The sequence below is a fragment of the Mycolicibacterium chubuense genome (assembly GCF_001044255.1).
In the GTDB taxonomy this organism is placed as follows: Bacteria; Actinomycetota; Actinomycetes; order Mycobacteriales; family Mycobacteriaceae; genus Mycobacterium; species Mycobacterium chubuense.
On the sequence record NZ_JYNX01000060.1, the window covers coordinates 191,142 to 211,138 of the forward strand.

At 69.3% G+C, this 19,997-nt stretch carries 19 protein-coding genes; 12 read left to right on the top strand and 7 right to left on the bottom strand.

Going from position 1 to position 19,997, the window contains the following annotated elements:
* Positions 1–17: 17 nt before the first annotated feature.
* On the bottom strand, positions 18–224 hold the full coding sequence (locus MCHUDSM44219_RS21700) for a zinc-ribbon domain-containing protein (RefSeq protein WP_048420295.1): 207 nt from the start codon (positions 222–224) through the stop codon (positions 18–20).
* A gap of 79 nt (positions 225–303) precedes the next feature.
* On the opposite strand from MCHUDSM44219_RS21700, the gene MCHUDSM44219_RS21705 reads away from it, so the two are divergent.
* On the top strand, positions 304–1,047 hold the full coding sequence (locus MCHUDSM44219_RS21705) for an SDR family oxidoreductase (RefSeq protein ID WP_048420296.1): 744 nt from the start codon (positions 304–306) through the stop codon (positions 1,045–1,047).
* Here MCHUDSM44219_RS21705 and MCHUDSM44219_RS21710 read toward each other — a convergent pair whose 3' ends face one another.
* On the bottom strand, positions 1,048–1,563 hold the full coding sequence (locus MCHUDSM44219_RS21710; protein WP_048420297.1) for a MarR family winged helix-turn-helix transcriptional regulator: 516 nt from the start codon (positions 1,561–1,563) through the stop codon (positions 1,048–1,050).
* A 141-nt stretch (positions 1,564–1,704) separates the two neighbouring features.
* Here MCHUDSM44219_RS21710 and MCHUDSM44219_RS21715 point away from each other — a divergent pair, with 141 nt between their 5' ends.
* The gene (locus MCHUDSM44219_RS21715; protein WP_048420298.1) at positions 1,705–2,736 is read left to right on the top strand and encodes a fused (3R)-hydroxyacyl-ACP dehydratase subunits HadA/HadB; all 1,032 of its coding nucleotides are present in this window, start codon (positions 1,705–1,707) and stop codon (positions 2,734–2,736) included.
* An 11-nt stretch (positions 2,737–2,747) separates the two neighbouring features.
* Here the strand turns inward: MCHUDSM44219_RS21715 and MCHUDSM44219_RS21720 are convergent, their stop codons facing one another.
* The gene (locus tag MCHUDSM44219_RS21720; RefSeq protein WP_048420481.1) at positions 2,748–3,209 is read right to left on the bottom strand and encodes a MarR family winged helix-turn-helix transcriptional regulator; all 462 of its coding nucleotides are present in this window, start codon (positions 3,207–3,209) and stop codon (positions 2,748–2,750) included.
* Positions 3,210–3,320: 111 nt separating this feature from the next.
* Between MCHUDSM44219_RS21720 and MCHUDSM44219_RS21725 the strand changes: the two genes are divergently transcribed.
* The 9 genes from MCHUDSM44219_RS21725 to MCHUDSM44219_RS21765 all read left to right on the top strand — a co-directional run bounded on the left by MCHUDSM44219_RS21725 (position 3,321) and on the right by MCHUDSM44219_RS21765 (position 12,813).
* On the top strand, positions 3,321–3,836 hold the full coding sequence (locus MCHUDSM44219_RS21725; RefSeq protein WP_048420482.1) for a hypothetical protein: 516 nt from the start codon (positions 3,321–3,323) through the stop codon (positions 3,834–3,836).
* Positions 3,833–5,620, top strand: coding sequence for a glycoside hydrolase family 15 protein (locus MCHUDSM44219_RS21730; RefSeq protein WP_048420299.1), 1,788 nt, complete (start codon positions 3,833–3,835; stop codon positions 5,618–5,620). The genes MCHUDSM44219_RS21725 and MCHUDSM44219_RS21730 overlap by 4 nt, the downstream gene beginning before the upstream one ends.
* Positions 5,617–6,636, top strand: a complete 1,020-nt coding sequence (locus tag MCHUDSM44219_RS21735) for an SDR family oxidoreductase (protein WP_236695543.1) — start codon at positions 5,617–5,619, stop codon at positions 6,634–6,636. Before MCHUDSM44219_RS21730 ends, MCHUDSM44219_RS21735 begins: the two co-directional genes overlap by 4 nt.
* A 27-nt stretch (positions 6,637–6,663) precedes the next feature.
* The gene (locus tag MCHUDSM44219_RS21740) at positions 6,664–8,460 is read left to right on the top strand and encodes a thiamine pyrophosphate-requiring protein (RefSeq protein WP_048420300.1); all 1,797 of its coding nucleotides are present in this window, start codon (positions 6,664–6,666) and stop codon (positions 8,458–8,460) included.
* A complete protein-coding gene (locus MCHUDSM44219_RS21745) occupies positions 8,460–8,903 on the top strand; it encodes a hypothetical protein (RefSeq protein WP_053081338.1) in 444 nt (147 codons plus the stop codon). Before MCHUDSM44219_RS21740 ends, MCHUDSM44219_RS21745 begins: the two co-directional genes overlap by 1 nt.
* Positions 8,903–9,613, top strand: a complete 711-nt coding sequence (locus MCHUDSM44219_RS21750; RefSeq protein WP_048420484.1) for a gluconate 2-dehydrogenase subunit 3 family protein — start codon at positions 8,903–8,905, stop codon at positions 9,611–9,613. The genes MCHUDSM44219_RS21745 and MCHUDSM44219_RS21750 overlap by 1 nt, the downstream gene beginning before the upstream one ends.
* Before the next feature lie 85 nt (positions 9,614–9,698).
* Positions 9,699–11,246, top strand: coding sequence for a GMC family oxidoreductase (locus MCHUDSM44219_RS21755; protein WP_236695558.1), 1,548 nt, complete (start codon positions 9,699–9,701; stop codon positions 11,244–11,246).
* 23 nt (positions 11,247–11,269) lie between these two features.
* A complete protein-coding gene (locus MCHUDSM44219_RS21760) occupies positions 11,270–12,367 on the top strand; it encodes an enolase C-terminal domain-like protein (protein WP_048420302.1) in 1,098 nt (365 codons plus the stop codon).
* Entirely contained in the window at positions 12,361–12,813 is a 453-nt protein-coding gene (locus tag MCHUDSM44219_RS21765; RefSeq protein WP_236695544.1) for a hypothetical protein, read from the top strand. Before MCHUDSM44219_RS21760 ends, MCHUDSM44219_RS21765 begins: the two co-directional genes overlap by 7 nt.
* Here the strand turns inward: MCHUDSM44219_RS21765 and MCHUDSM44219_RS21770 are convergent.
* From MCHUDSM44219_RS21770 to MCHUDSM44219_RS21780, 3 genes are all read right to left on the bottom strand, one after another.
* Positions 12,810–13,466: a DedA family protein gene (locus MCHUDSM44219_RS21770; protein WP_048420303.1), complete on the bottom strand. Its 657-nt coding sequence runs from the start codon at positions 13,464–13,466 to the stop codon at positions 12,810–12,812. The two genes, MCHUDSM44219_RS21765 and MCHUDSM44219_RS21770, sit on opposite strands and share 4 nt — an antisense overlap.
* A gap of 45 nt (positions 13,467–13,511) precedes the next feature.
* Positions 13,512–14,612: a baeRF3 domain-containing protein gene (locus MCHUDSM44219_RS21775; protein WP_048420304.1), complete on the bottom strand. Its 1,101-nt coding sequence runs from the start codon at positions 14,610–14,612 to the stop codon at positions 13,512–13,514.
* 151 nt (positions 14,613–14,763) lie between these two features.
* Complete coding sequence (locus MCHUDSM44219_RS21780; protein WP_082162321.1) at positions 14,764–16,344, bottom strand: DHA2 family efflux MFS transporter permease subunit; 1,581 nt, start codon at positions 16,342–16,344, stop codon at positions 14,764–14,766.
* A gap of 165 nt (positions 16,345–16,509) precedes the next feature.
* Between MCHUDSM44219_RS21780 and MCHUDSM44219_RS21785 the strand changes: the two genes are divergently transcribed.
* On the top strand, positions 16,510–16,986 hold the full coding sequence (locus MCHUDSM44219_RS21785; RefSeq protein WP_048420306.1) for a hypothetical protein: 477 nt from the start codon (positions 16,510–16,512) through the stop codon (positions 16,984–16,986).
* 128 nt (positions 16,987–17,114) lie between these two features.
* Here MCHUDSM44219_RS21785 and MCHUDSM44219_RS21790 read toward each other — a convergent pair whose 3' ends face one another.
* Complete coding sequence (locus tag MCHUDSM44219_RS21790; protein ID WP_048420487.1) at positions 17,115–19,991, bottom strand: MMPL/RND family transporter; 2,877 nt, start codon at positions 19,989–19,991, stop codon at positions 17,115–17,117.
* Between the last annotated feature and the right edge of the window lie 6 nt (positions 19,992–19,997).

Sequence of the window (19,997 nt, forward strand, 5' to 3'; positions counted from 1 at the left end):
GCCAATCCGAGCGGCGCTCAGCCCGCGACGGCGGCGCCGCAGATTCCGCACACCTCGAGCTGCCTGCGCTTCCACCGCAGGACCGGGATGAAGAAGACAGTGAACTGGCGGAACTGCCGCATTCGCGTCCATTGCGTGGTGTTGTGGCAGCGCGGGCAGGTCCGCATGTCTCCGACGCCGAGGTACTTCTGCTTGGTGCCGATGCCGAACAGGAAGAACAACACGTCACCACCGTAGAGGCGGGAATAGGTGACATGTCACGCAGGTTGCAGCGGGAGTCAACGGCAGGGAAAGGAAGACATCATGGGACAGCTGGACGGCAAGACAGCATTGGTCACGGGCGGAACCTCCGGAATCGGACTGGCGACCGCGCAGCGGCTGGCCGCCGAGGGCGCGCACGTCGTCATCACGGGTCGCCGGCAGGAAGCGCTGGACGCGGCGGTGGCCTCGATCGGCGAAGCGGCGACCGGCGTCCGTAGCGACGTGTCCAAGATCGAGGAACTCGACGCGGTCGTCGACGCCATCCGGGCGCGCGGCAATGGCCTCGACGTCGTGTTCGCCAACGCCGGTGGCGGCGAGTTCGCCGCGCTGGCCGACATCACCGTGGAGCACTTCACCTCCACATTCACCACCAACGTCGGCGGCACGCTGTTCACCGTGCAGAAGGTGCTGCCGCTGCTCAACAAGGGCGCATCGGTGATCCTCGCGGGATCGACCGCAGCGTCCAACGGCACTCCGTCGTTCAGTGTCTACGCCGCGACGAAGGCGGCCATCCGGTCCTTCGGCCGGACGTGGGCGGCCGAACTGGCGAGCAGCGGCATCCGGGTCAACACCGTGGTGCCGGGACCGGTGGAGACGCCCGGACTCGTCGGGCTGGCGCCCGGCAGCGAGCAGGAACTGCTGGACGGGGAGGCGGCCAAGGTGCCGCTGGGCCGGGTCGGCAGGCCCGAAGAGCTCGCGGCGGCGGTGTTGTTCCTCGCGTCGGATCAGAGCAGCTTCATGACCGGCGCGGAGCTGTTCGTCGACGGCGGCGCAGAACAGGTGTGATCACTCGGCCGGCGGGCCGAAATCCGGCGGCGGCAACGTCCCGCGCCGCAGGATCGAGTCGTAGACCGCGGCCAGGATGTCGGCGAGCGCCGCTTCCTGGCCGCGGTCGATGTCGGAGAAGACCGTGCTGCGCACCCACGCCGCATGCACGGGGACTGCCGCATGAAACCGCTGCGCGCCCTCCGCGGTCAGGGTGACGTCGGTGGCGCGGCCGTCCTCGGCCGACTGCAGCCGCTCGATCAAGCCGCGGCGGGCCATCCGCTGCAGGTGATGGGACAGCCGGCTGCGCTCCCAGCCGATCACCGTCGCGAGGCTCGACAGCTGCGCCGTCCGCTCCGGCGCGTTGTCGAGCGCGTTGAGCACCGTGTAGTCGCCGAGCGACAGACCGCAGTCCCGCTGCAGGTGCCGGTTCATCTCGTATTCGAGCCGGTGATAGACGCGCATGTAACTGACCCACGCGCGCTGCTGGGACGCGGTGAGCCCGTCCCGCGCCGCCTTGTCCGGCCGTCCTGCCATGCCGATCAGTGTCGCGCGCCGCGGGGCCGTCGACTGTGGGGGCTGTGCACGTGTTTCGGCGATTCGGCGTACACAGGCCCCACACTCGCGGTCCGGGATCGCCGTCGATCGCCTGTCGCGCTGCGGGTTACTGTGCAGTCCATGACCGCACCGGCAGAAACGTCTCCGCTCGAAGCCCGCGTCGGCCACTACTACCAGATGGACGGCACGTACCTGGTGGGCCGCGAGAAGCTGCGCGAGTACGCCCGCGCCGTTCAGGACTACCACCCCGCGCACTGGGATGTCGCGGCCGCCGCCGAGCTGGGCTACCCCGACCTGATCGCGCCGCTGACCTTCACCTCCGCCCCGGGCATGCAGTGCAACCGGCGCATGTTCGAGGAGGTGGTGGTCGGCTACGACACCTACATGCAGACCGAGGAGGTCTTCGAGCAGCACCGCCCGATCGTGGCCGGTGACGAGTTGAAGATCGACGTGGAGCTGACGTCGGTGCGCAGGATCGCCGGCCGCGACCTCATCACGGTCACCAACACGTTCACCGACGCGGACGGGGAGCGGGTGCACACGCTGCACACCACCGTGGTCGGTGTGACCGCGGAGGACATCGGCGCCGACGTCAAGACCGCGGTGCAGAACGCGATGATGCACGACATGAACATCCTCGACATCGGCGGTTCGGATGCCCAGTACCACAAGACGATTCGGCCCGAAGGGGCGATCCGGGTGTCCGAGGGCGGCCTGACCCGCACACCGGGGAGCCGCTCGTTCGACGAGCTGGCGGTCGGCGAGACGCTGCCCGTGCACCACACCCGGCTCTCCCGCGGTGACCTGGTGAACTACGCCGGCGTGGCCGGTGATGCGAACCCGATCCACTGGGACGAGGACATCGCCAAGCTCGCCGGGCTGCCCGACGTGATCGCCCACGGCATGTTGACGATGGGCCTGGGCGCCGGCTTCTTCTCGTCGTGGTCCGGCGATCCGGGGGCTGCCACCCGCTTCGCCGTGCGGCTCTCCTCACCGACGATCGTGCCGGCCAAGGAAGGCGCCGACGTCGAGTTCAGCGGCAAGGTGAAGTCACTGGATCCGGCGACGCGGTCCGGGGTCGTCATCGTCGGCGCGAAGTCCGCCGGCAAGAAGATCTTCGGCCTCGCGACGCTCGAGGTCCGCTTCCGCTGAGCGCGACCGGGTCAAGGGGTGTGCCGGGCCGCCAGTCGGCTGTAGGCGGCGGTGAAGGCGCTCGCCCCCGCGAGGAGTTGCTCGCGTTCGCGGTTGCTCATCTGCGCCGCGACGCCGCCCATGCGCTCGACCCGCTGGGCCACGACCTCGTCGAGCACCGACCGGCCGGCGGCGGTCAGCTCGAGCAGCGTCGCGCGCCGGTTGTGGGGCGGGATGCTGCGCGTGATGAGTCCGGCCTCGGCGAGCCGGTCACTGAGCCGGCTTGCGCTCGACGGCGCCAGATCGAGGTCCTCGCCGAGCTCGGTGACCAGACTGGGTCCCAGGCGCTCCAAGGACTGCAGCGCACGCAGGGTGGATAGCCCCACCCGTTTCTCGATGTCCTCGAGCACGAGGACGTTCAACGCGAGGAGACCGCGCGTCGCGCGCTCGAGCTGCGCCGCGTAATCGGTCGTCTCTGTTCGTCGCGCTGCCATCAAGCACGCAGCATACATCCAGCTCACACGTCTTCCACCAACACTATTTTCGCCAGTTTGGATATCATCCATATTGGATACTTTGCTTCTAAGCAACGAATGGGAGACGTCATGGCGCGAGACACCCGCGGTCCGCTACCGCCCGAGACCGACAACCTGCGCCGGGTCAGCGTCAACCCGTCGCACTGGCGGCAGGTTCGCCGGCTGCTGGCTGCGGAGGCGTTGGCCATGGGTCTGCTCGGCGTGGTCGGCCTGATCGGAGTGGCCGTCGACGACCGGCACGCAGGGTGGCGCGTACTCGGGGTGCCTCTGACCCCGTGGCTCAGTGCCGTTCTGGTGGGCATCGGGGCAGCGGCGGCCATGGCACGCACGCGGCGGCAGGTGGCCAAGGTCTTCACGCTCACGATGAGCGCGGTCGCCGTCGCGGTGATGGTCATCTGCGGGGTGGCCTCGGCGCATCGCGACCCCGGACCGCTGGGATTCACCGCGCCGGCGATCCTGCTGTGGACCCTGCTCTTCTGCTGGAGCATCGCGTTGGCGATATGGGTGCTCCCCGACCAGATCGAGGGACCCGCCTGGTTGCCTCGCCGGCGCGGTACCGATTCCAGCGGGCGGGGGCGACGGTGACCGCTCGGATCGGCAACCCGCACGTACTGCGGGAGTACGCCCTCCTCGCCGACGGATACCGCGGTGCGCTGATCGGACCGCGCGGGGAGATCAGCTGGATGTGCGCGCCGCGATGGGACAGCGATGCCGTGTTCTCCGCGCTGATCGGCGGCACCGGGGCGTTCGCGATCACCCCTCGGGGACGCTTCGTCTGGGGCGGGCACTATGAGGACGGCAGCCTGATCTGGCGCTCGCGCTGGGTGACCACCGACGGCATCACCGAGTGCCGCGAAGCCCTCGCCTACCCCGGCGACCCGCACCGTGCCGTGCTGATGCGCCGGCTCGTCGCAGTGCGCGGCGATGCCTGCGCGACAGTGACGTTCGCGCCTGGTGCCGGATTCGGGCGGCACGGCATGGACGACCTGGTTCGTGACGACCACGGCCGCTGGCACGCCTCGTGCGGCCCGCTGCGCATCACGGTGCACGGCATCGCGCATGCAGAGGTGACCGACGGCTCCGTCGGTGTCACTGCCCTGCGCTGCGATCTGAAGCTGGCGCAGGGCCGCCATCACAACGTCGTCGTCGAGTTGTCGGATCGTCCCGGTGCCGCACCGTTGCCGCACCCCGACGCACTGTGGAATGACACCGAGAACGCCTGGGGTGCAGCGCTTCCGGCGTTCACAGCGAGCGCCGCTCCCCGCGACGCCCGGCATTCCTATGCGGTGCTGCGCGGCTTGACGACTCCGGGCGGAGGCATGGTGGCCGCCGCGACGATGAGCCTGCCCGAGCGCGCCGCACAGCGTCGCAACTACGACTACCGCTACGTGTGGATCCGCGATCAGTGCTACGCGGGTGAAGCCGTGGCCCTCGACGGACCCCACCCGGTGCTCGACGACGCCGTCGGATTCGTCGCTGCGCGCCTGCTCGCCGACGGCCCCGATCTTCGGCCCGCCTACCGCGTCGACGGCACCGCGGTACCCGACGAGAGCTCGCTGCGGCTGCCCGGCTATCCCGGCGGCACCGATGTTCTCGGGAACCACGCGCACAGTCAGTTTCAGCTCGACGTCTTCGGCGAAGCGCTGCTGCTCTTGGCCGCGGCCGCCCGGCACGACCGGCTCGACGGTGACAGCCGTCGCGCCGCCGCCATCGCGGCGTCAGCCATCGCGCAGCGATGGCGTCAACCCGACGCCGGTGTGTGGGAACTGGAGACCCGGAACTGGGCGCACTCGCGGCTGACCTGTGTTGCCGGCCTACGGGCGTTCGCCACGCACGCCGAGCAGAAGGACGCGTCGCGGTACCAGACGCTGGCCGACACCATCCTGGCGTCGAGCACCGATTGCGTGCATCCGAGCGGGCGCTGGCAGCGCGCTCCCGACGACCCCCGTGTCGACGCCGCATTGCTGGTCCCCGCCCTGCGTGGTGCCCTCCCGCCCGACGACCCGCGCAGCGTCGCGACGTTGCGCGCCGTGCTCGACAAACTCGAAGACGACGGGTTCGTCTACCGGTTCCGCCATGACGATCGGCCGCTCGCCGAGGCCGAAGGGGCGTTCCTGCTGTGCGGGTTCTGGACTGCGCTGGCGTGTCTGCAGCGCGGCGACGTCGTCGGGGCCACCCGGCACTTCGAACGCAACCGCGCCGCCTGCGGACCGCCCGGTCTGTTCGGCGAGGAGTACGACGTCGAGCAGCGCCAGCTCCGGGGCAACATCCCGCAGGCGTTCGTGCACGCCCTGCTCATCGAATCGTCGCTGCGCCTCGCGCACCCACCCCAGCTTTCGAAGAACAGCATCGGAAAGGAAGCGTCGTGACCGTCATCCCGCCCCGCACCGTGGTCGTCACCGGAGCCAGCGCCGGCATCGGGCGTGCCGTCGCACGCGCCTTCGGACGGCGCGGAGATCGGGTAGCGCTGCTGGCCCGCGGTGCCGCCGGCCTGCGCGGCGCCGCCGAGGACGTCGAGGCCGCCGGCGGCCGGGCACTGTGCCTACCCGTCGATGTCGCCGACTTCGACCAGGTGGACGACGCCGCCACCCGGGTCGGGGACACCTTCGGACCGATCGACGTCTGGGTCAACGTGGCCTTCACCTCGGTGTTCGCCCCGTTCACCGAGATCGAACCCGCCGAGTTCCGCCGCGTCACCGAGGTCAGCTACCTGGGGTTCGTGCACGGCACCATGGCGGCACTCACCCGCATGAGACCGCGTGACGCGGGCACCGTCGTGCAGGTGGGGTCGGCTCTCGGCGCCCGCGCCATCCCCCTGCAGTCCGCGTACTGCGGCGCCAAACACGCGATCAACGGTTTCACCGAATCCGTCCGCACCGAACTGATGCACGACCACAGCAACGTGCACATCACCGTCGTGCAGATGCCGGCGCTCAACACCCCGCAATTCGACTGGGTGCTGTCCCGGCTGCCCCGCCACCCGCAACCCGTTCCACCGATCTATCAACCCGAGGTGGCCGCCCGCGCGGTGGTGCGGGCCGCCGATCATCCCCGGCGCAAGCAGTACTGGGTCGGTGCCAGCACCGCCGCGACCGTCGTCGGGCAGCGCGTCATGCCGGCCGTGCTGGATCGCTACCTCGCGCGCACGGGTTACTCGTCGCAGCAGACCGGCGCGCCGGTCGATCCGGACCGGCCGAACAACCTGTGGGAGCCGCTCGACGAGGATCCCGGCACCGATCACGGCGCCCATGGATCCTTCGACGACCGATCGCTGAGCGGCTCCCGGCAGATCTGGCTGTCGCGGCATGCGCGCGCACTGTCGATGGCCGCCGCGGGCGTGGCCCTGACCGCCGGCGGGGCTGCGCTGACTCACTACCGGAATTAAACCGCAACACCTTTCGAAGGAGGCGACATGTCAGACACCGTGGGTGACGTCCTACTGGCCCGGCTGCGGGACTGGGGCGTCCGACAGGTCTTCGGGTTCCCCGGCGACGGCATCAACGGGCTGCTCGCCGCGTGGCAGCGCGCCGGCGACGACCCCCAGTTCGTCCAGGCCCGCCACGAAGAGATGGCGGCGTTCGAAGCGGTCGGCTTCGCCAAGTTCTCCGGCCGGGTGGGGGTGTGCGTGGCCACCAGCGGTCCGGGCGCGGTGCACCTGCTCAACGGGCTCTACGACGCCAAGCTCGATCACGTCCCGGTGGTCGCGATCGTCGGCCAGACCGAACGCTCGGCGATGGGCGGCTCCTACCAGCAGGAGATCGACCTGCTCAGCCTGTTCAAAGACGTGTGCAGCGAGTACGTCCAGATGTGCACCGTCCCGCAGCAACTGCCCAACCTCATCGATCGCGCCATCCGGGTGGCCCTCAGCGAAGCTGCGCCCACGGCGATCATCGTGCCCTCCGACGTCTTGGAGCTGACCTACGAGCCGCCGGGCCACGCGTTCAAGCAGGTGCCGTCCAGTCTGGGCATGTCCGAGGCGCGGGTGGTCCCCGACGATGACGCGCTGCGCCGCACCGCGGACCTGCTCAACGCCGGCGACAAGGTGGCCATGCTCGTCGGACAGGGTGCCCGCGGATGCGCCGCCGAGCTGACCGAAGTCGCCGACCTGCTCGGCGCCGGTGTCGCGAAAGCCCTTCTGGGCAAGGACGTTCTGTCCGACGACCTGCCGTGGGTGACCGGCTCTATCGGGTTGCTCGGAACGACGGCGAGCTGGCATCTGATGCAGGGCTGCGACACCCTCCTCACCGTCGGGTCGAACTTCCCCTACACCCAGTTCCTGCCCGACCTCGACCAGGCTCGCGCCGTGCAGATCGACCGCTCCGGCAAGTGGATCGGGATGCGCTACCCCTACGAGATCAACCTCGTCGGCGACGCGAAGAGCACGCTGCAGGCGCTGATTCCGTTGCTGGAGCGCAAGACCGACCGGTCCTGGCGCGACAGGATCGAGAAGTGGGTGGCGAGTTGGTGGACCACCGTGCAGCGCCGGGCGATGACCGATGCCGACCCCGTGAACCCCATGCGCATCTTCTGGGAACTGTCCGAGCGGATGCCGGACAACGCCGTCATCGCCGCCGATTCGGGTTCGTCGGCCAACTGGTACGCGCGGCATCTCAAGTTCCGCGGCGACGTGCGTGGCTCCCTGTCCGGCACGCTCGCCACGATGGGACCCGGAGTGCCGTACGTGATCGGGGCGAAATGGGCGCATCCCGACCGGCCCGCCATCGCGTTCGTCGGCGACGGGGCGATGCAGATGAACGGCATGGCCGAACTGATCACCATCAGCAAGTACTGGAGACAGTGGACCGACCCGCGCCTCATCGTCGCGATCCTGCACAACAACGACCTGAACCAGGTCACCTGGGAGATGCGCGCCATGGAGCACTCACCGAAATTCGAAGCGTCGCAGAGTCTTCCCGACGTTGACTTCGCCGGGTTCGCCCGTAGCCTCGGCCTGCACGGCGACAACATCGACGATCCGTCGGTGCTCGGTGACGCGTGGGAGCGCGCTCTGGTCGCCGACCGGCCCACCGTGCTCGACGTGCGCTGCGACCCCGATGTACCTCCCATTCCGCCGCACGCCACCTTCGACGAGGCGAAGTCGCTCGTCGAGGCAGTTGTCGGCGGTGACGAGGACAGCGCGGGATTCATCAAGCAGGGCATCAAACAGAAGGTGCAGCAGTACTTCCCGAGCGAGAAAAAGGACCGCTGATGAGACCCGTGCGCGCCGCGGTGCACGCCATCCGCACCGGACGTTTCGAACGCACCCTCTCCGCGCTGACCGCTGCCGGAGCCGCCGTCACCACCGCCGAGATCTACCTCTCCCACGACGGCGCCAGCTTCGGCAACCGGATGATGTACTGGCCGGTCGTCATCCTTCCCACGGCGGTACCGGCCGGGTTGGCCGGGTTCTTCTCCCGGCGCGCCGCGCACACGGTGTTGCCCGCCGCCAGCGCGCTGATCGTCGCCAACGGCGTGCAGGGCACCTATTTGCACTGGCGCGGAATCCGGCAGCGGCCCGGCGGGCTCACCAGATACAACATGGAATCCGGGCCGCCGGCGTTCGCGCCGCTGCTGGCCTCCCTGGTCGGAGGGATGGGACTGCTCGCGTCGCTGCTGCGCCGGGAGGACCTGCCCGGGGACGGGAGGCGATGATGTCGCTGCGCTCCACGCATCAGCGCGGCGTCACCCCTCAGGGTCGGGGCCGCTTTCCCGGCTTCGACGTGCTGGCACAAGCCCACGTGTGGGACGAGGTCACCGCCGGTGTCGTCTTGGGCCGACTCGCCCCGCCGACCACGCCGGCGTTCTTCACCGTCGACGAGGTGGCGGTGGCCGAGCCGCTGCTCGATCTGCTGCTCGCCCAGGACACCGAGCCGAAGGTCCCGGTGTTGGCGTTGATCGACATGAGGCTGGCCGCGGGCGAAACAGACGGATGGCATTACGACGACATGCCCGAGGACGGCCAGGCATGGCGCGACTCCCTGGCCGCACTCGACAACGACGCCCACGAGCACTACGGCGCCGGCTACGGCGAACTCAGCCTCGCCCGGCAGGCCCGGCTGCTGCAGGACGTCCAGGACCACGCCGATGCGGGACACAGTTGGCACGACCGGCCGGCCCGCCACGTGTGGAGTCTGTGGACGCGGTACGCCTGCACGGCGTTCTACTCGCACCCATGGGCGTGGAACGAGATCGGGTTCCCCGGCCCCGCCTACCCCCGCGGTTACCTCAACCCCGGCATCAATGCCCGCGAATCCTACGAGGTTCCTGATCACCGCGACATCGACCCGGTGCCCTTCGCCGCACGGGTGGAGGCCACCCGCCGCGCCGACGCAGACCTGCCCGAAGGGCGCACCCATGGGTGACGGGAGCGCCGTGCGGGACCGCAACGCGTCGGCCTGGCTGCTGCCCCACAACGGTGTCCGCACCGATCACCGGCTGCGCGCCGACATGCGCCGCTATCAACCCGACGACGAGGTCGACGTCGTCATCGTCGGGGCCGGGGCCGGAGGCGCCACCCTCGGGCAGCGCCTCGCCCGCGCCGGGTGGAGCGTGGTGTTGCTCGACGCCGGGCCGTTCTGGGATCCGGACGCGGACTGGGTCAGCGACGAACGCGGCTCCCACGGCCTGTACTGGACCGATGCCCGTCAGATCGGCGGCGACGATCCGGTGCCGTTGGGCTCCAACAACTCCGGGCGCGGTGTCGGCGGATCGATGGTGCACTACGCCGGTTACACACCGCGGTTCCATCCCTCCGACTTCCACACCCTGAGCAGCGACGGCGTCGGCGCTGACTGGCCCATCGACTACACCGAACTGCGCCCCTACTACGAACAGATCGAAGCCGAACTGCCGGTGGCCGGCCAGGACTGGCCGTGGGGCGACCCGCACCGCTATCCGCACAGTCCCCACCCGGTGAGCGGCAACGGGTTGATCGCGCTGCGTGGTGCCGATGCCCTGGGCGTCGACATGCGTGTCGGGCCGGTCGCAATCCCCAACGGCCGCTTCGGCAACCGCCCGCACTGCATCTACCGCGGCTTCTGCATCCAGGGCTGCAAGGTCAACGCCAAAGCCAGCCCGCTCATCACCCACATCCCCGACGCCCTGGCGCACGGCGCCGAGGTCCGGCCCGACTGCCACGTCAGCCGCATCCTCGTCGACGACACCGGATCCGCGACCGGCGTGGTGTATGTGCACGACGGTGTGCTGCACCGGCAGCGCGCCCAGGCCGTCGTCGTCGCCGGCTACTCCATCGAGACGCCCCGACTGCTGCTGCTGTCCTCCTCGTCCCGGTACCCCGACGGCCTCGGCAACGACCACGACCACGTGGGCCGTCACCTCATGGTCCAGGGCGCTCCGCAGGTCGCGGGACGCTTCGCCGAGGAGATCCGCATGTACAAGGCGCCGCCCCCAGAGGTCAGCAGCGAGCAGTTCTACGAAACCGACCCCAGCAAGCCCTACCGACGCGGCTTCTCCATCCAGACCGTCAGCCCGCTGCCGATCACGTGGTCTGAACACGTTGCCGCCCAGGGTCATTGGGGCCAGACGTTACGGGAGTACATGCGTGACTACGTCCACTGGGCCACCCTGGGGGCTCTATGTGAGCTGCTGCCGCTCCCCGGCAATCGCGTCACACTCGCCGACGAGACGGACGGGCACGGTTTGCCCGTCGCACACTTCTCCTACAGCCAGTGCGACAACGACAGGCAACTCATCGATGCCGCGAGCACCGTCATGTCCGACATGCTGCGGGCCGCGGGCGCCGAGGAGGTCATGACCATCAACCGCTACGCCCACCTGGTCGGCGGTGCGCGGATGGCGGCCAGGCGGCAGGACGGCGTGGTCGACGGGGAGCACCGCGTCTACGGCGTCGACCGGCTCTACGTCGTCGACGGCAGCGTGATGCCCACCCAGGGCGCGGCCAACCCGGCCCTGACCATCATGGCGCTCGCGGCGCGCGCCGCGGGCCTGATGAAGCGCCACGCTGTCCAGTCGTGAACGCCCAGAAGGGATGTGAGGCAATGGCATCGACGCGAATCGACGGGCTCGACGTGGCGGTCTACACCGTGCCGACCGAGCGGCCCGAAGCCGACGGAACGCTGCGGTGGGACTCCACCACCGCGGTCGTCGTCCACGCGCACGCCGCGGGTCTCGTGGGGCTGGGATGGACGTACAGTTCCCCGGCCGCCGCCGGGGTCATCGTTCACCATCTGCGCGACGTGGTCGTCGGCCGGCACGCGGCGGACCTGCCCGGCGCCTTCACCGCGATGAAGCGCGCGTGCCGCAATCTGGGCACCCGCGGCCTGGTCGCCCAGGCTGTCAGCGCCGTCGACATCGCCCTGTGGGATCTGCGTGCCCACCTGCGCAACCTGCCGCTGGCCACGCTATTCGGCCGCTGCCACAGCACCGTTCCCATCTACGGATCGGGCGGGTTCGTCAACCTCGACGACGATGAACTCGCCGCGCAGGTCCAGGTATGGCGCGACGCCGGGTGCACCGCGATGAAGATCAAGATCGCGCAGTGCTGGGGTAGCGATCCTGAGCGAGACCTGCTGCGCGTCAGGGTGTTACGTTCGCTCGCGGGCGAATCGGTCGAGCTCATGGTCGACGCCAACGGCGGCTATTCGGCCGGCCAGGCCCGGCGCGTGGGGGCCGCCCTGGATCAGCTGGGCGTCACCTGGTTCGAGGAACCGGTCAGCAGCGACGACATCGAAGGACTCGCCGCCGTGCGTTCCGCCGTCCGGTGTGACGTCGCGGCCGGCGAATACATCGCTGACTGTTACGACGCGCGCCGGCTCGCGCCTGTCGTCGACTGTTTGCAAATCGACGTCACCCGCTGCGGCGGATACACCGGCTGGCTGGCCGCAGCAGGCATCGCCGCGGCACACAATCTCGAGGTCTCGGCGCACTGTGCACCGGCCCTGCACATTCCGGTCGCTGCGTCCGTGGCGCGGCTGCGCCACCTCGAGTACTTCATTGATCACACGCGATTGGAGGCTGAATTGTTCCACGGTGTGCCCATTCCCACCGGCGGCCACCTTCCTGTGACCACCACCCGGCCCGGGCATGGCATGACGCTCACGCCGGAGGCGCAGATGTACCGGGAGGCGCCGTGCTGAGCGGACGCTACCGCACGGTGGAGATCTTCCGTGCGGCATGGGGCGCGGCGCTGCTCATCGCCCCGGAGCGGGTGCTGAACGCCACGCACAGCGCTCCCGTCGACGCCGCGAGCCGCGTCGTGACGCGTGTGCTCGGTGCGCGTCACCTTGTGCAGGCGGCACTGTCCGGACTCCGGCCGGACCCCGACGTGCTCGCGATGGGGGTCTGGGTCGACGCGGTGCATGCACTGACCGCATCACTGCTCGCAGCCAGCGACCCTCGCCGCGCCCGGGCGGGATACACCGACGCCGTCATCGCGGGCGGATGGGCGGTCGCGGGCTGTCACGATCTTCGCCGCGGCCGTGTCGCTCCGCGAGAGCACCAGCGTGTCCGCGACGGGCTCGCCGCCCTGGTCCTTCGGCACGTTCCGGGCGGCCGCCTGATCCGTGGCCAGCAGCGGGCCTAAGAGTTCATGCCCGGGTTCGCCGCCTCAGACCGCCGCCGACGGCGCCGCGTGATCACGAAGCGCAGAGCCCAGATCACGACGCCGGCCAGCACGACGTACTGCAGGGTCGCCGTGTACGGATCGATGGCGTGCCAGTTGGCGCCCAGCGCGTAGCCCGCGGAGATGAGCGCGGTGTTCCACACCAGGCTCCCCAGCAGCGTCAGCACGGTGAAGACCGCGGCGTTCATCCGCTCGGTGCCCGCGGGCACCGAGATGAAGCTGCGGAACAGCGGCACCATCCTGCCGAAGAACACCGCCTTCGTTCCGTGGCGGGCGAACCACGCGGTCGTCTTGTCGATGTCCTCGGCCGCCACCAGCGGGATGCGCAGCGCGAGGCCACGCATCCGATCGTGCCCGAGCCACGCGCCGAGCCCGTAGAGCACCCAAGCGCCGATCAGCGAGCCCACCGTCGCGCCGATAATCGCCTCGGCCAGCGACAGGTCGCCGAGCCGCGCGGCGAAGCCGGCCATGGGCAGGATCACCTCGCTCGGAACCGGCGGGAACAGGTTCTCGGCGGCGATCGCGAGGCCCGCGCCGAGGCCGCCCCACCGCTCCATCAGCTCCACCGTCCAGCCGGCGACGCCGTCGAGCTCGATCGCGGAGTGGGTCGCCAAGACGCAGCCTTTCGTCGGGGGGTGTCCCCGGCGAGGGTACCGACGTCAGCGATGCAGGGTCAGCGCCAAGCGGGCCCCGTCGGGCAGTTCACCGGGTGGAAGCAGGGCGATCCAGCCGCCGCGACCGAGCACGATCTCGATGAGTTCGTCGACGGCGTCGTCGATGACGTCGGGTCGGTCCACCTCGTCGGTGGGGATCAGACTGTCCCCGTCCTGCCCCAGCCGCGCCGGGTAGAAGAAGTCCTCCTCGACGGCCAGCAACTCGGGGCGCTCCCAACGCGCGGCCAGCCAGGCGCTGTTGATGTCGGTCAGCACCCGCCCGCCTCCGGCGCGCTGCTCGACGAGATCGAGTGCCTCCTGCGCGCGGGAGCGCAGGTAGTCCTGCAGGACGGGGCGGGTGAGCGCGGTCAGCTCGTCGGCGCCGGTGTGCAGGTGGCTGCCCTTGACGACGCCGGCCAGGCGCCCGGTGTTGCGCGACAGGTGATGGAATCGCGAGGCGGTCGGTTCGGCGGCGACGAGCACCAGCGGCATGGGGTCCAGGCGCAGGGCCACGCCGAGCGCCCGATCGACCCTTCGCAGGAAGTCGGTGGGACGCTCGTCGGCGCGGCTGCGTCGCGCGCCGAGCGTGCGCCGGCGGGCCGGGAACCCGCCGGATGCCGCCGGGGTGAGGACGCCGCCGCGGTCGTGGAGAAGGCGCGCTTCGTTGGTCGACAGCAGCAGGACGGCGTGGTGCGGGGTGTGCTGGAGGGCACGCACCAGGTCGCGGGTGGCGAAGGTGGGGTCGATGACGCACCGGTTCACCACGGGCACAGGCAGATTCACACGTCGCCGGTCGGCGGCGCTGACGAACAGCGCGACGCCGCGGTCGGTCGGCCGGCCCGCCGCCTCGGCGATCATCGCGTGGAGGGCGGTCACCAGGCTCTCCGGGTCGGCGTCGAGGTGGCGGGAGTCCTCCGCCGCCAATCGGCGCGCCGCGCTCGCCGCCAGACTCCGGAGCGTGCTGATGTCCTCGCCGTGCATGGTGGACCCCGGGCGGGTGGTCGCCAGGATCGAGATGCTCGGATAGGCCCGCATCGCCTGCAGTTCGGTGACCTGTTGCGCGGTCAGAATGGTCTGGGCAGCGCGGGGTGTGGTGGCAGTGGACATGCACTCCTCATCTCGTCGAAAGATGAGGTCTCGCTCGACCCGCAGTCGCGGGTGCCTGGCGCCGGATCCGGTGGGCCGGAACGTGTTGACGACGCCGGGCTTGGTGAGGTACTCCCCTCGTCCGCCAGAGTGCCGACGTTCTTTCGAGGTGTCAAGCGTCGATGCGCTTGCGGGGCAGCAACGCCGCGGGCAGGTAGGCGACCGCGATCATCAGCGCGGCGACCACGAACACCATCGTGTAGGCGTGGGACAGGTCGTGCATCACCTGGTCGGCGAAGCCGGGGTGCATCGCCTCCGGCGGAAGCGCCGCCGGGTCGAGCGGTCGACCGGTGGCGCTGGCCTGTTCCTGCAGTGCAGCAACCTGATTCGCCGTGGCCACTGCGTCGCTGCGGTTCACCTGGTTGGTCAGGATCACCGACATCACCGCGGTACCGATCGAACCGGCGACCCGCTGGTTGACGTTGATCAGCGTCGACCCGCGGGCGATCTGCTCGGGCCGCAGCGTCTGCACGGCGGCGCTGGACAACGGCATCATGGTGGCGCCCATGCCGAACCCGAACACCACCAGACCGGTGATGAGGACCGGGACGTAGGCGTCCTGATGCCAAGCTCCGTAGGCGAACACGCCCATTCCGGCCACCATCAGGGTGATGCCCGTCAGCACGATCTTGCCCGGGCCCTGCCGGTCCACCAGGCGGCCGGCCAGCGGCATCGTGATCATCGCCCCGAGCCCCTGCGGAATGACGTGCAGCCCGGACTGGAACGGAGTCAGATGAAAGACCTGTTGAAAGTAGCTGGGCAGCAACAGGATCGCACCGAAGAACGCGGCCGCGAACACCAGCATCGCGGCGTTGGCGACGGCCATCAGGCGGTTCTTGAACAGGCGCAGATCGATCAGCGGGTGGGTCGTCCCGCGGAGGGCGTGCAGGACGAACGCGGCGTCCAGCAGAGCGCCACCGCACGTCGGCAGCCAGACGTGGACGTCGGTGACGCTGTTGTGCTCGGGCAGCGAGGACACGCCGTAGAGCAGGCTCGCCAGCCCCGGGGACAGCAGCAGCATGCCGACCACGTCGAACGGCTCCGCGTCCGACGGCTCGTCCCTGGCGAAGATCAGCGCGGCGAGCACCAGCGCGAGAACGCCGATCGGCACGTTGATCAGGAAGATCCACCGCCAGCCGTAGTCGTCGATGAGCCAGCCGCCCAGCACCGGTCCGGCGACCGGTCCGAGCAGCATCGGGATACCGAGAACCGACATCAGCCGGCCGAGCCTGCGGGGGCCGGCTTCGCGGGTCAGGATCGTGAAGACCAGCGGCATCAACATGCCTCCGCCGAGCCCCTGGATCACGCGGTAGAGGATCAGCTGGGTGATGTCACCCGCGGTGGCACAGAGCAGGGAGCCGGCGGCGAACAGCACCACCGATCCGAGGAACAGCCGCTTGGTGCCGAACCGGTCGGCCGCCCATCCGGTCAGCGGGATCACCGCGGCGAGCGCGAGGGTGTATCCCGTGGCGGTCCACGCCACCACCGCCTGGGTCGAGCCGAAGTCGGCGATGAAGGTGCGTTGGGCGACGTTGACGACGGTGGTGTCCAGGATCGTCATGATGGCCGCCAGCACGCAGACACCGGCGATGCGGAGAAGGCGGGCGTCGAGGCGGTCGGACTCCGTTGCGGGTTCCGCGCGCCGCTCACGGGCGGGCGCTCGCGGGACCGGATTGTCGACGCGGTGGACCACGGCGGCCTCCTCGAGTTCGAAACAGAGACCCGCTAACAATTCCCGGGCCCACCCCGCACCAAACGCTCGGGAATGCTTGCAGCCCTTCCTGTGTGGTTGCTGTGAGCATGCGTCGAGAACAGTTAGGCCGGGTAACCTTTTGGACGGAGCGTAAGGAGTCTTCGCGTGGATCTCGGAGTGTGGGGTGACCTCGCGGCGCTGGCCGCGGTGGCAGAGATCGTCTTCGCCACCTGTGTGTTCGTGTACATCACCCGGTTGGAGCGGCGGACGTCGCATCCGCTGGGTGACCAGGTGGGTGCCCATAAAGCCGTGCTCGCCAAGGTGCGCAAGCGTGAGCCGCTGACCCGCGACGAGGCCGACTACGCGGCCGAACTCGTGGCCGACGCCCGCTCCCCGCTCGCGTACGCGATCCCCGCTGCGCTCTTCACGCTCGGCTTCTTCTACGTCGTCGGCTGCCTGTTCGTGCTGCACCTGGACGGCGGACACCCGTCGTTCCGCACGTTCATCGGCGGCATCCCGATGCTGACGTCGATGAACATGGCCGGCCAGCTGCGCAGAGTCGCGCACCTGAAGGGCAAGCTGCGGGACATCGAGGTGCTCGACGCCGAACCGGTCGAGCAGCGCATCCTCGCCCGCGTCTGATCCCGCGGACCCGCCCCGCCCCGCCCCCCGCGGAATAGCATTCCCGGCTGCGATCGGTGCCTCGAGCACAACCCGGAATGCGCTTCCGCGGCACCGTGGGGCCCCGTCAGCAGCGGCGCCCGGCCGGGCTACTTCCCTGCGGGCTTGACCGCCGGGTCGTCGTCCTCCCACAGCAGCAGCTGACGCACCGCCGCGCGTGATCCGTAGGGCTGCAGCATCTGGCTGGCGGGGCGCGGGCGCACCCGCAGCGGCCACCAGAACCAGCGGCCCAGGAGAGCGGCGACGGCCGGGGTCATGAACGAGCGGACGATCAGCGTGTCGAACAGCAGCCCCAGCGCGATCGTGGTGCCGATCTGGCCGAGGATGCGCAGATCGGCGAACACGAACGACGCCATGGTGGCGGCGAACACCAGACCGGCCGCGGTCACCACTGCGCCGGAGCCTGCCATCGCGCGGATGATGCCGGTGTTCAGCCCGGCGCCGATTTCCTCCTTGAACCGCGCGATCAGCAGCAGGTTGTAGTCCGATCCCACCGCCAACAGCAGAATGATGGCCAGCGCCAACACGATCCAGTACAGCTGGATGCCGAGCAGGTCCTGCCAGATCAGCACCGACAACCCGAACGAGGCGCCCAGCGACAGCGCGACGGTGCCGACGATGACGAACGCCGCGACGATGCTGCGCGTGATGAACACCATGACGAGCAGGATCAGGCACATCGCCGCGATGCCGGCGATCATCAGGTCGTACTTGGCTCCGTCCTGAATGTCCTTGTAGGTGGCCGCAGTTCCGGCGATGAAGATGCGGGAGCCGGCCAGCGGGGTACCCTTGACGGCCTCGCTGGCGGCGTGCCGGATCGAGTCGATGTGCGAAATGCCCTCGGTGGTCGCGGGATCGCCCTCGTGGGTGATGATCATGCGCGCGGCCTTGCCGTCCGGGGACAGGAACAGCTTGAGCCCGCGCTGGAACTCCGGGTTGGTGAACGCCTCCGGCGGCAGATAGAAGGAGTCGTCGGTCTTCGACGCGTCATACGCCGCACCCAGTGCCGTCGAGTTCTCCAGTGCCCGCGAATTCTGGTCGTTGATGCCGGACTGCGTCGCGTAGTTCGTCATCGTCAGGTCGCGGTTGGTCTGCTGGTTGGCGATCTGCGGCGGAATGAGCGCCAGCAGCTTCGGTTGCAGCGCATCGAGTTTGGCGATACTGCCGGCCACGTTGGCGAGCTGGTCGGTCAGGTCGTTGATCCCGTCGAGCGCGTCGAACAACGAGCGCAGCGCCCAGCAGATCGGAATGTCGTAACAGTGCGGCTCGAAGTAGAAGTAGTTGCGGATGGGCCGGAAGAAGTCGTCGAAGTTGGCGATCTTGTCGCGCAGGTCCTGGGCGGTGGCCACGGTCTGCGCGAACGCCTGGGTCTGCTCGTCGGTGACCGCGGCCGACTGCTGCTGCAGCGCGTACTGCTGGCGCAGGGTGTTGATGGAGTCGTTGATCACGCCGACCTGCTTGAGCAGGTCGGCAGTGCGGGCCTGCTGGAACGGCAGCGCGTTGATCTGTGCGGCGCTGCTGGCGCTGAGCTGGAACGGGATCGACGTGTGGTCCAGCGGCGTGCCGAGCGGACGGGTGATCGACTGCACCTGCGCGATGCCGTCGGTGTGGAACACCGCCTTGGCCACCCGTTCGAGCAGGATCATGTCGGTCGGGTTGCGCAGGTCGTGGTCGGCCTCCACCATCAGCAGTTCCGGTTCCAGCCGTGCCTGGGAGAAGTGCCGCTCGGCGGCAGCGTAGCCGACGTTGGCCGGGGCGTCGGCCGGCATGTAGGTGCGGTTGTCGAAGTTGGTCTTGTAGTTGGGCAGCGCCAGCAGACCGATCAGGGCGATCGCGATGGTCGCGACGAGGATCGGGCCGGGCCAGCGGACGATCGCGGTGCCGATGCGCCGCCAGCCGCGGGTGTTCATCGGGCGAGCGGGCTCGAACAGACCGAAGTGCCGGCCGATGGACAGCAGCGCCGGGGCGAGGGTCAGCGCGGCGACCACCGCCACGAGCACGCCGATGCCCGCGGGCACGCCGAGGCTCTGGAAGTACGGCAACCGCGTGAACGTCAGACACAGCACCGCACCGGCGATCGTCAGGCCCGAGCCGAGAATGATGTGCGAAGTGCCGTGGTACATCGTGTCGAAGGCCTCGACGCGGTCCTGTCCGGCGTAGCGCGCTTCGTGGAATCTGCCGAGAATGAAGATCGCGTAGTCGGTGCCCGCCGCGATCACCAGCAGGGTCAGCAGGTTCGTCGAGTACGTCGACAGGTTGATGATGCCGGCGTTGGCGAGCACGGCGACCACACCGCGTGACGCGGTCAGCTCGATCATCACGGTGAAGATCACGAAGAACACCGTGGTGAGGCGGCGGAAGTAGAACAGCAGCATCACCGCGATGACGCCGATGGTGATCAGTGTCGTCTTCAAGGTGCCCTGCCGGCCGACCTCGAACTGGTCGGTGATCAACGGCGCGGGTCCGGTGACGTAGGCCTTCACCCCCGGCGGGGCCGGGGTGTCGTCGACGATTCGGCGCACCGAGTCGACGGACTCGTTGGCCAGCGACTCACCCTGATTGCCCGCCAGGAAGACCTGCACCAGCGCGGCCTTGCCGTCCGAACTCTGCGAGCCGGCCGCGGTGAGCGGATCCCCCCAGAAGTTCTGGATGTGCTGGACGTGCTTGGTGTCCTGCTCGAGTTTCTGAACCAGGCCGTCGTAGTAGCGATGCGCATCCGCACCCAGCGGTTGATCCCCCTCGAGGACGATCATCGCCGAACTGTCGGAGTCGTACTCCTGAAAGTCCTTGCCGATGCGCTTGCTGGCCTGCAGGGACGGCGCGTCCTTCGGGCTCAGCGACACATTGTGAGATTCGGCGACCGTCTCCAGCTGCGGCACGAAGACGTTGGTGAGAACGGCGGTCGCCAGCCAGAACAGCGCGATCAGCACCGAGAAGCGGCGGATGAGGGCAGGGACCTTGTTCATCCGGAC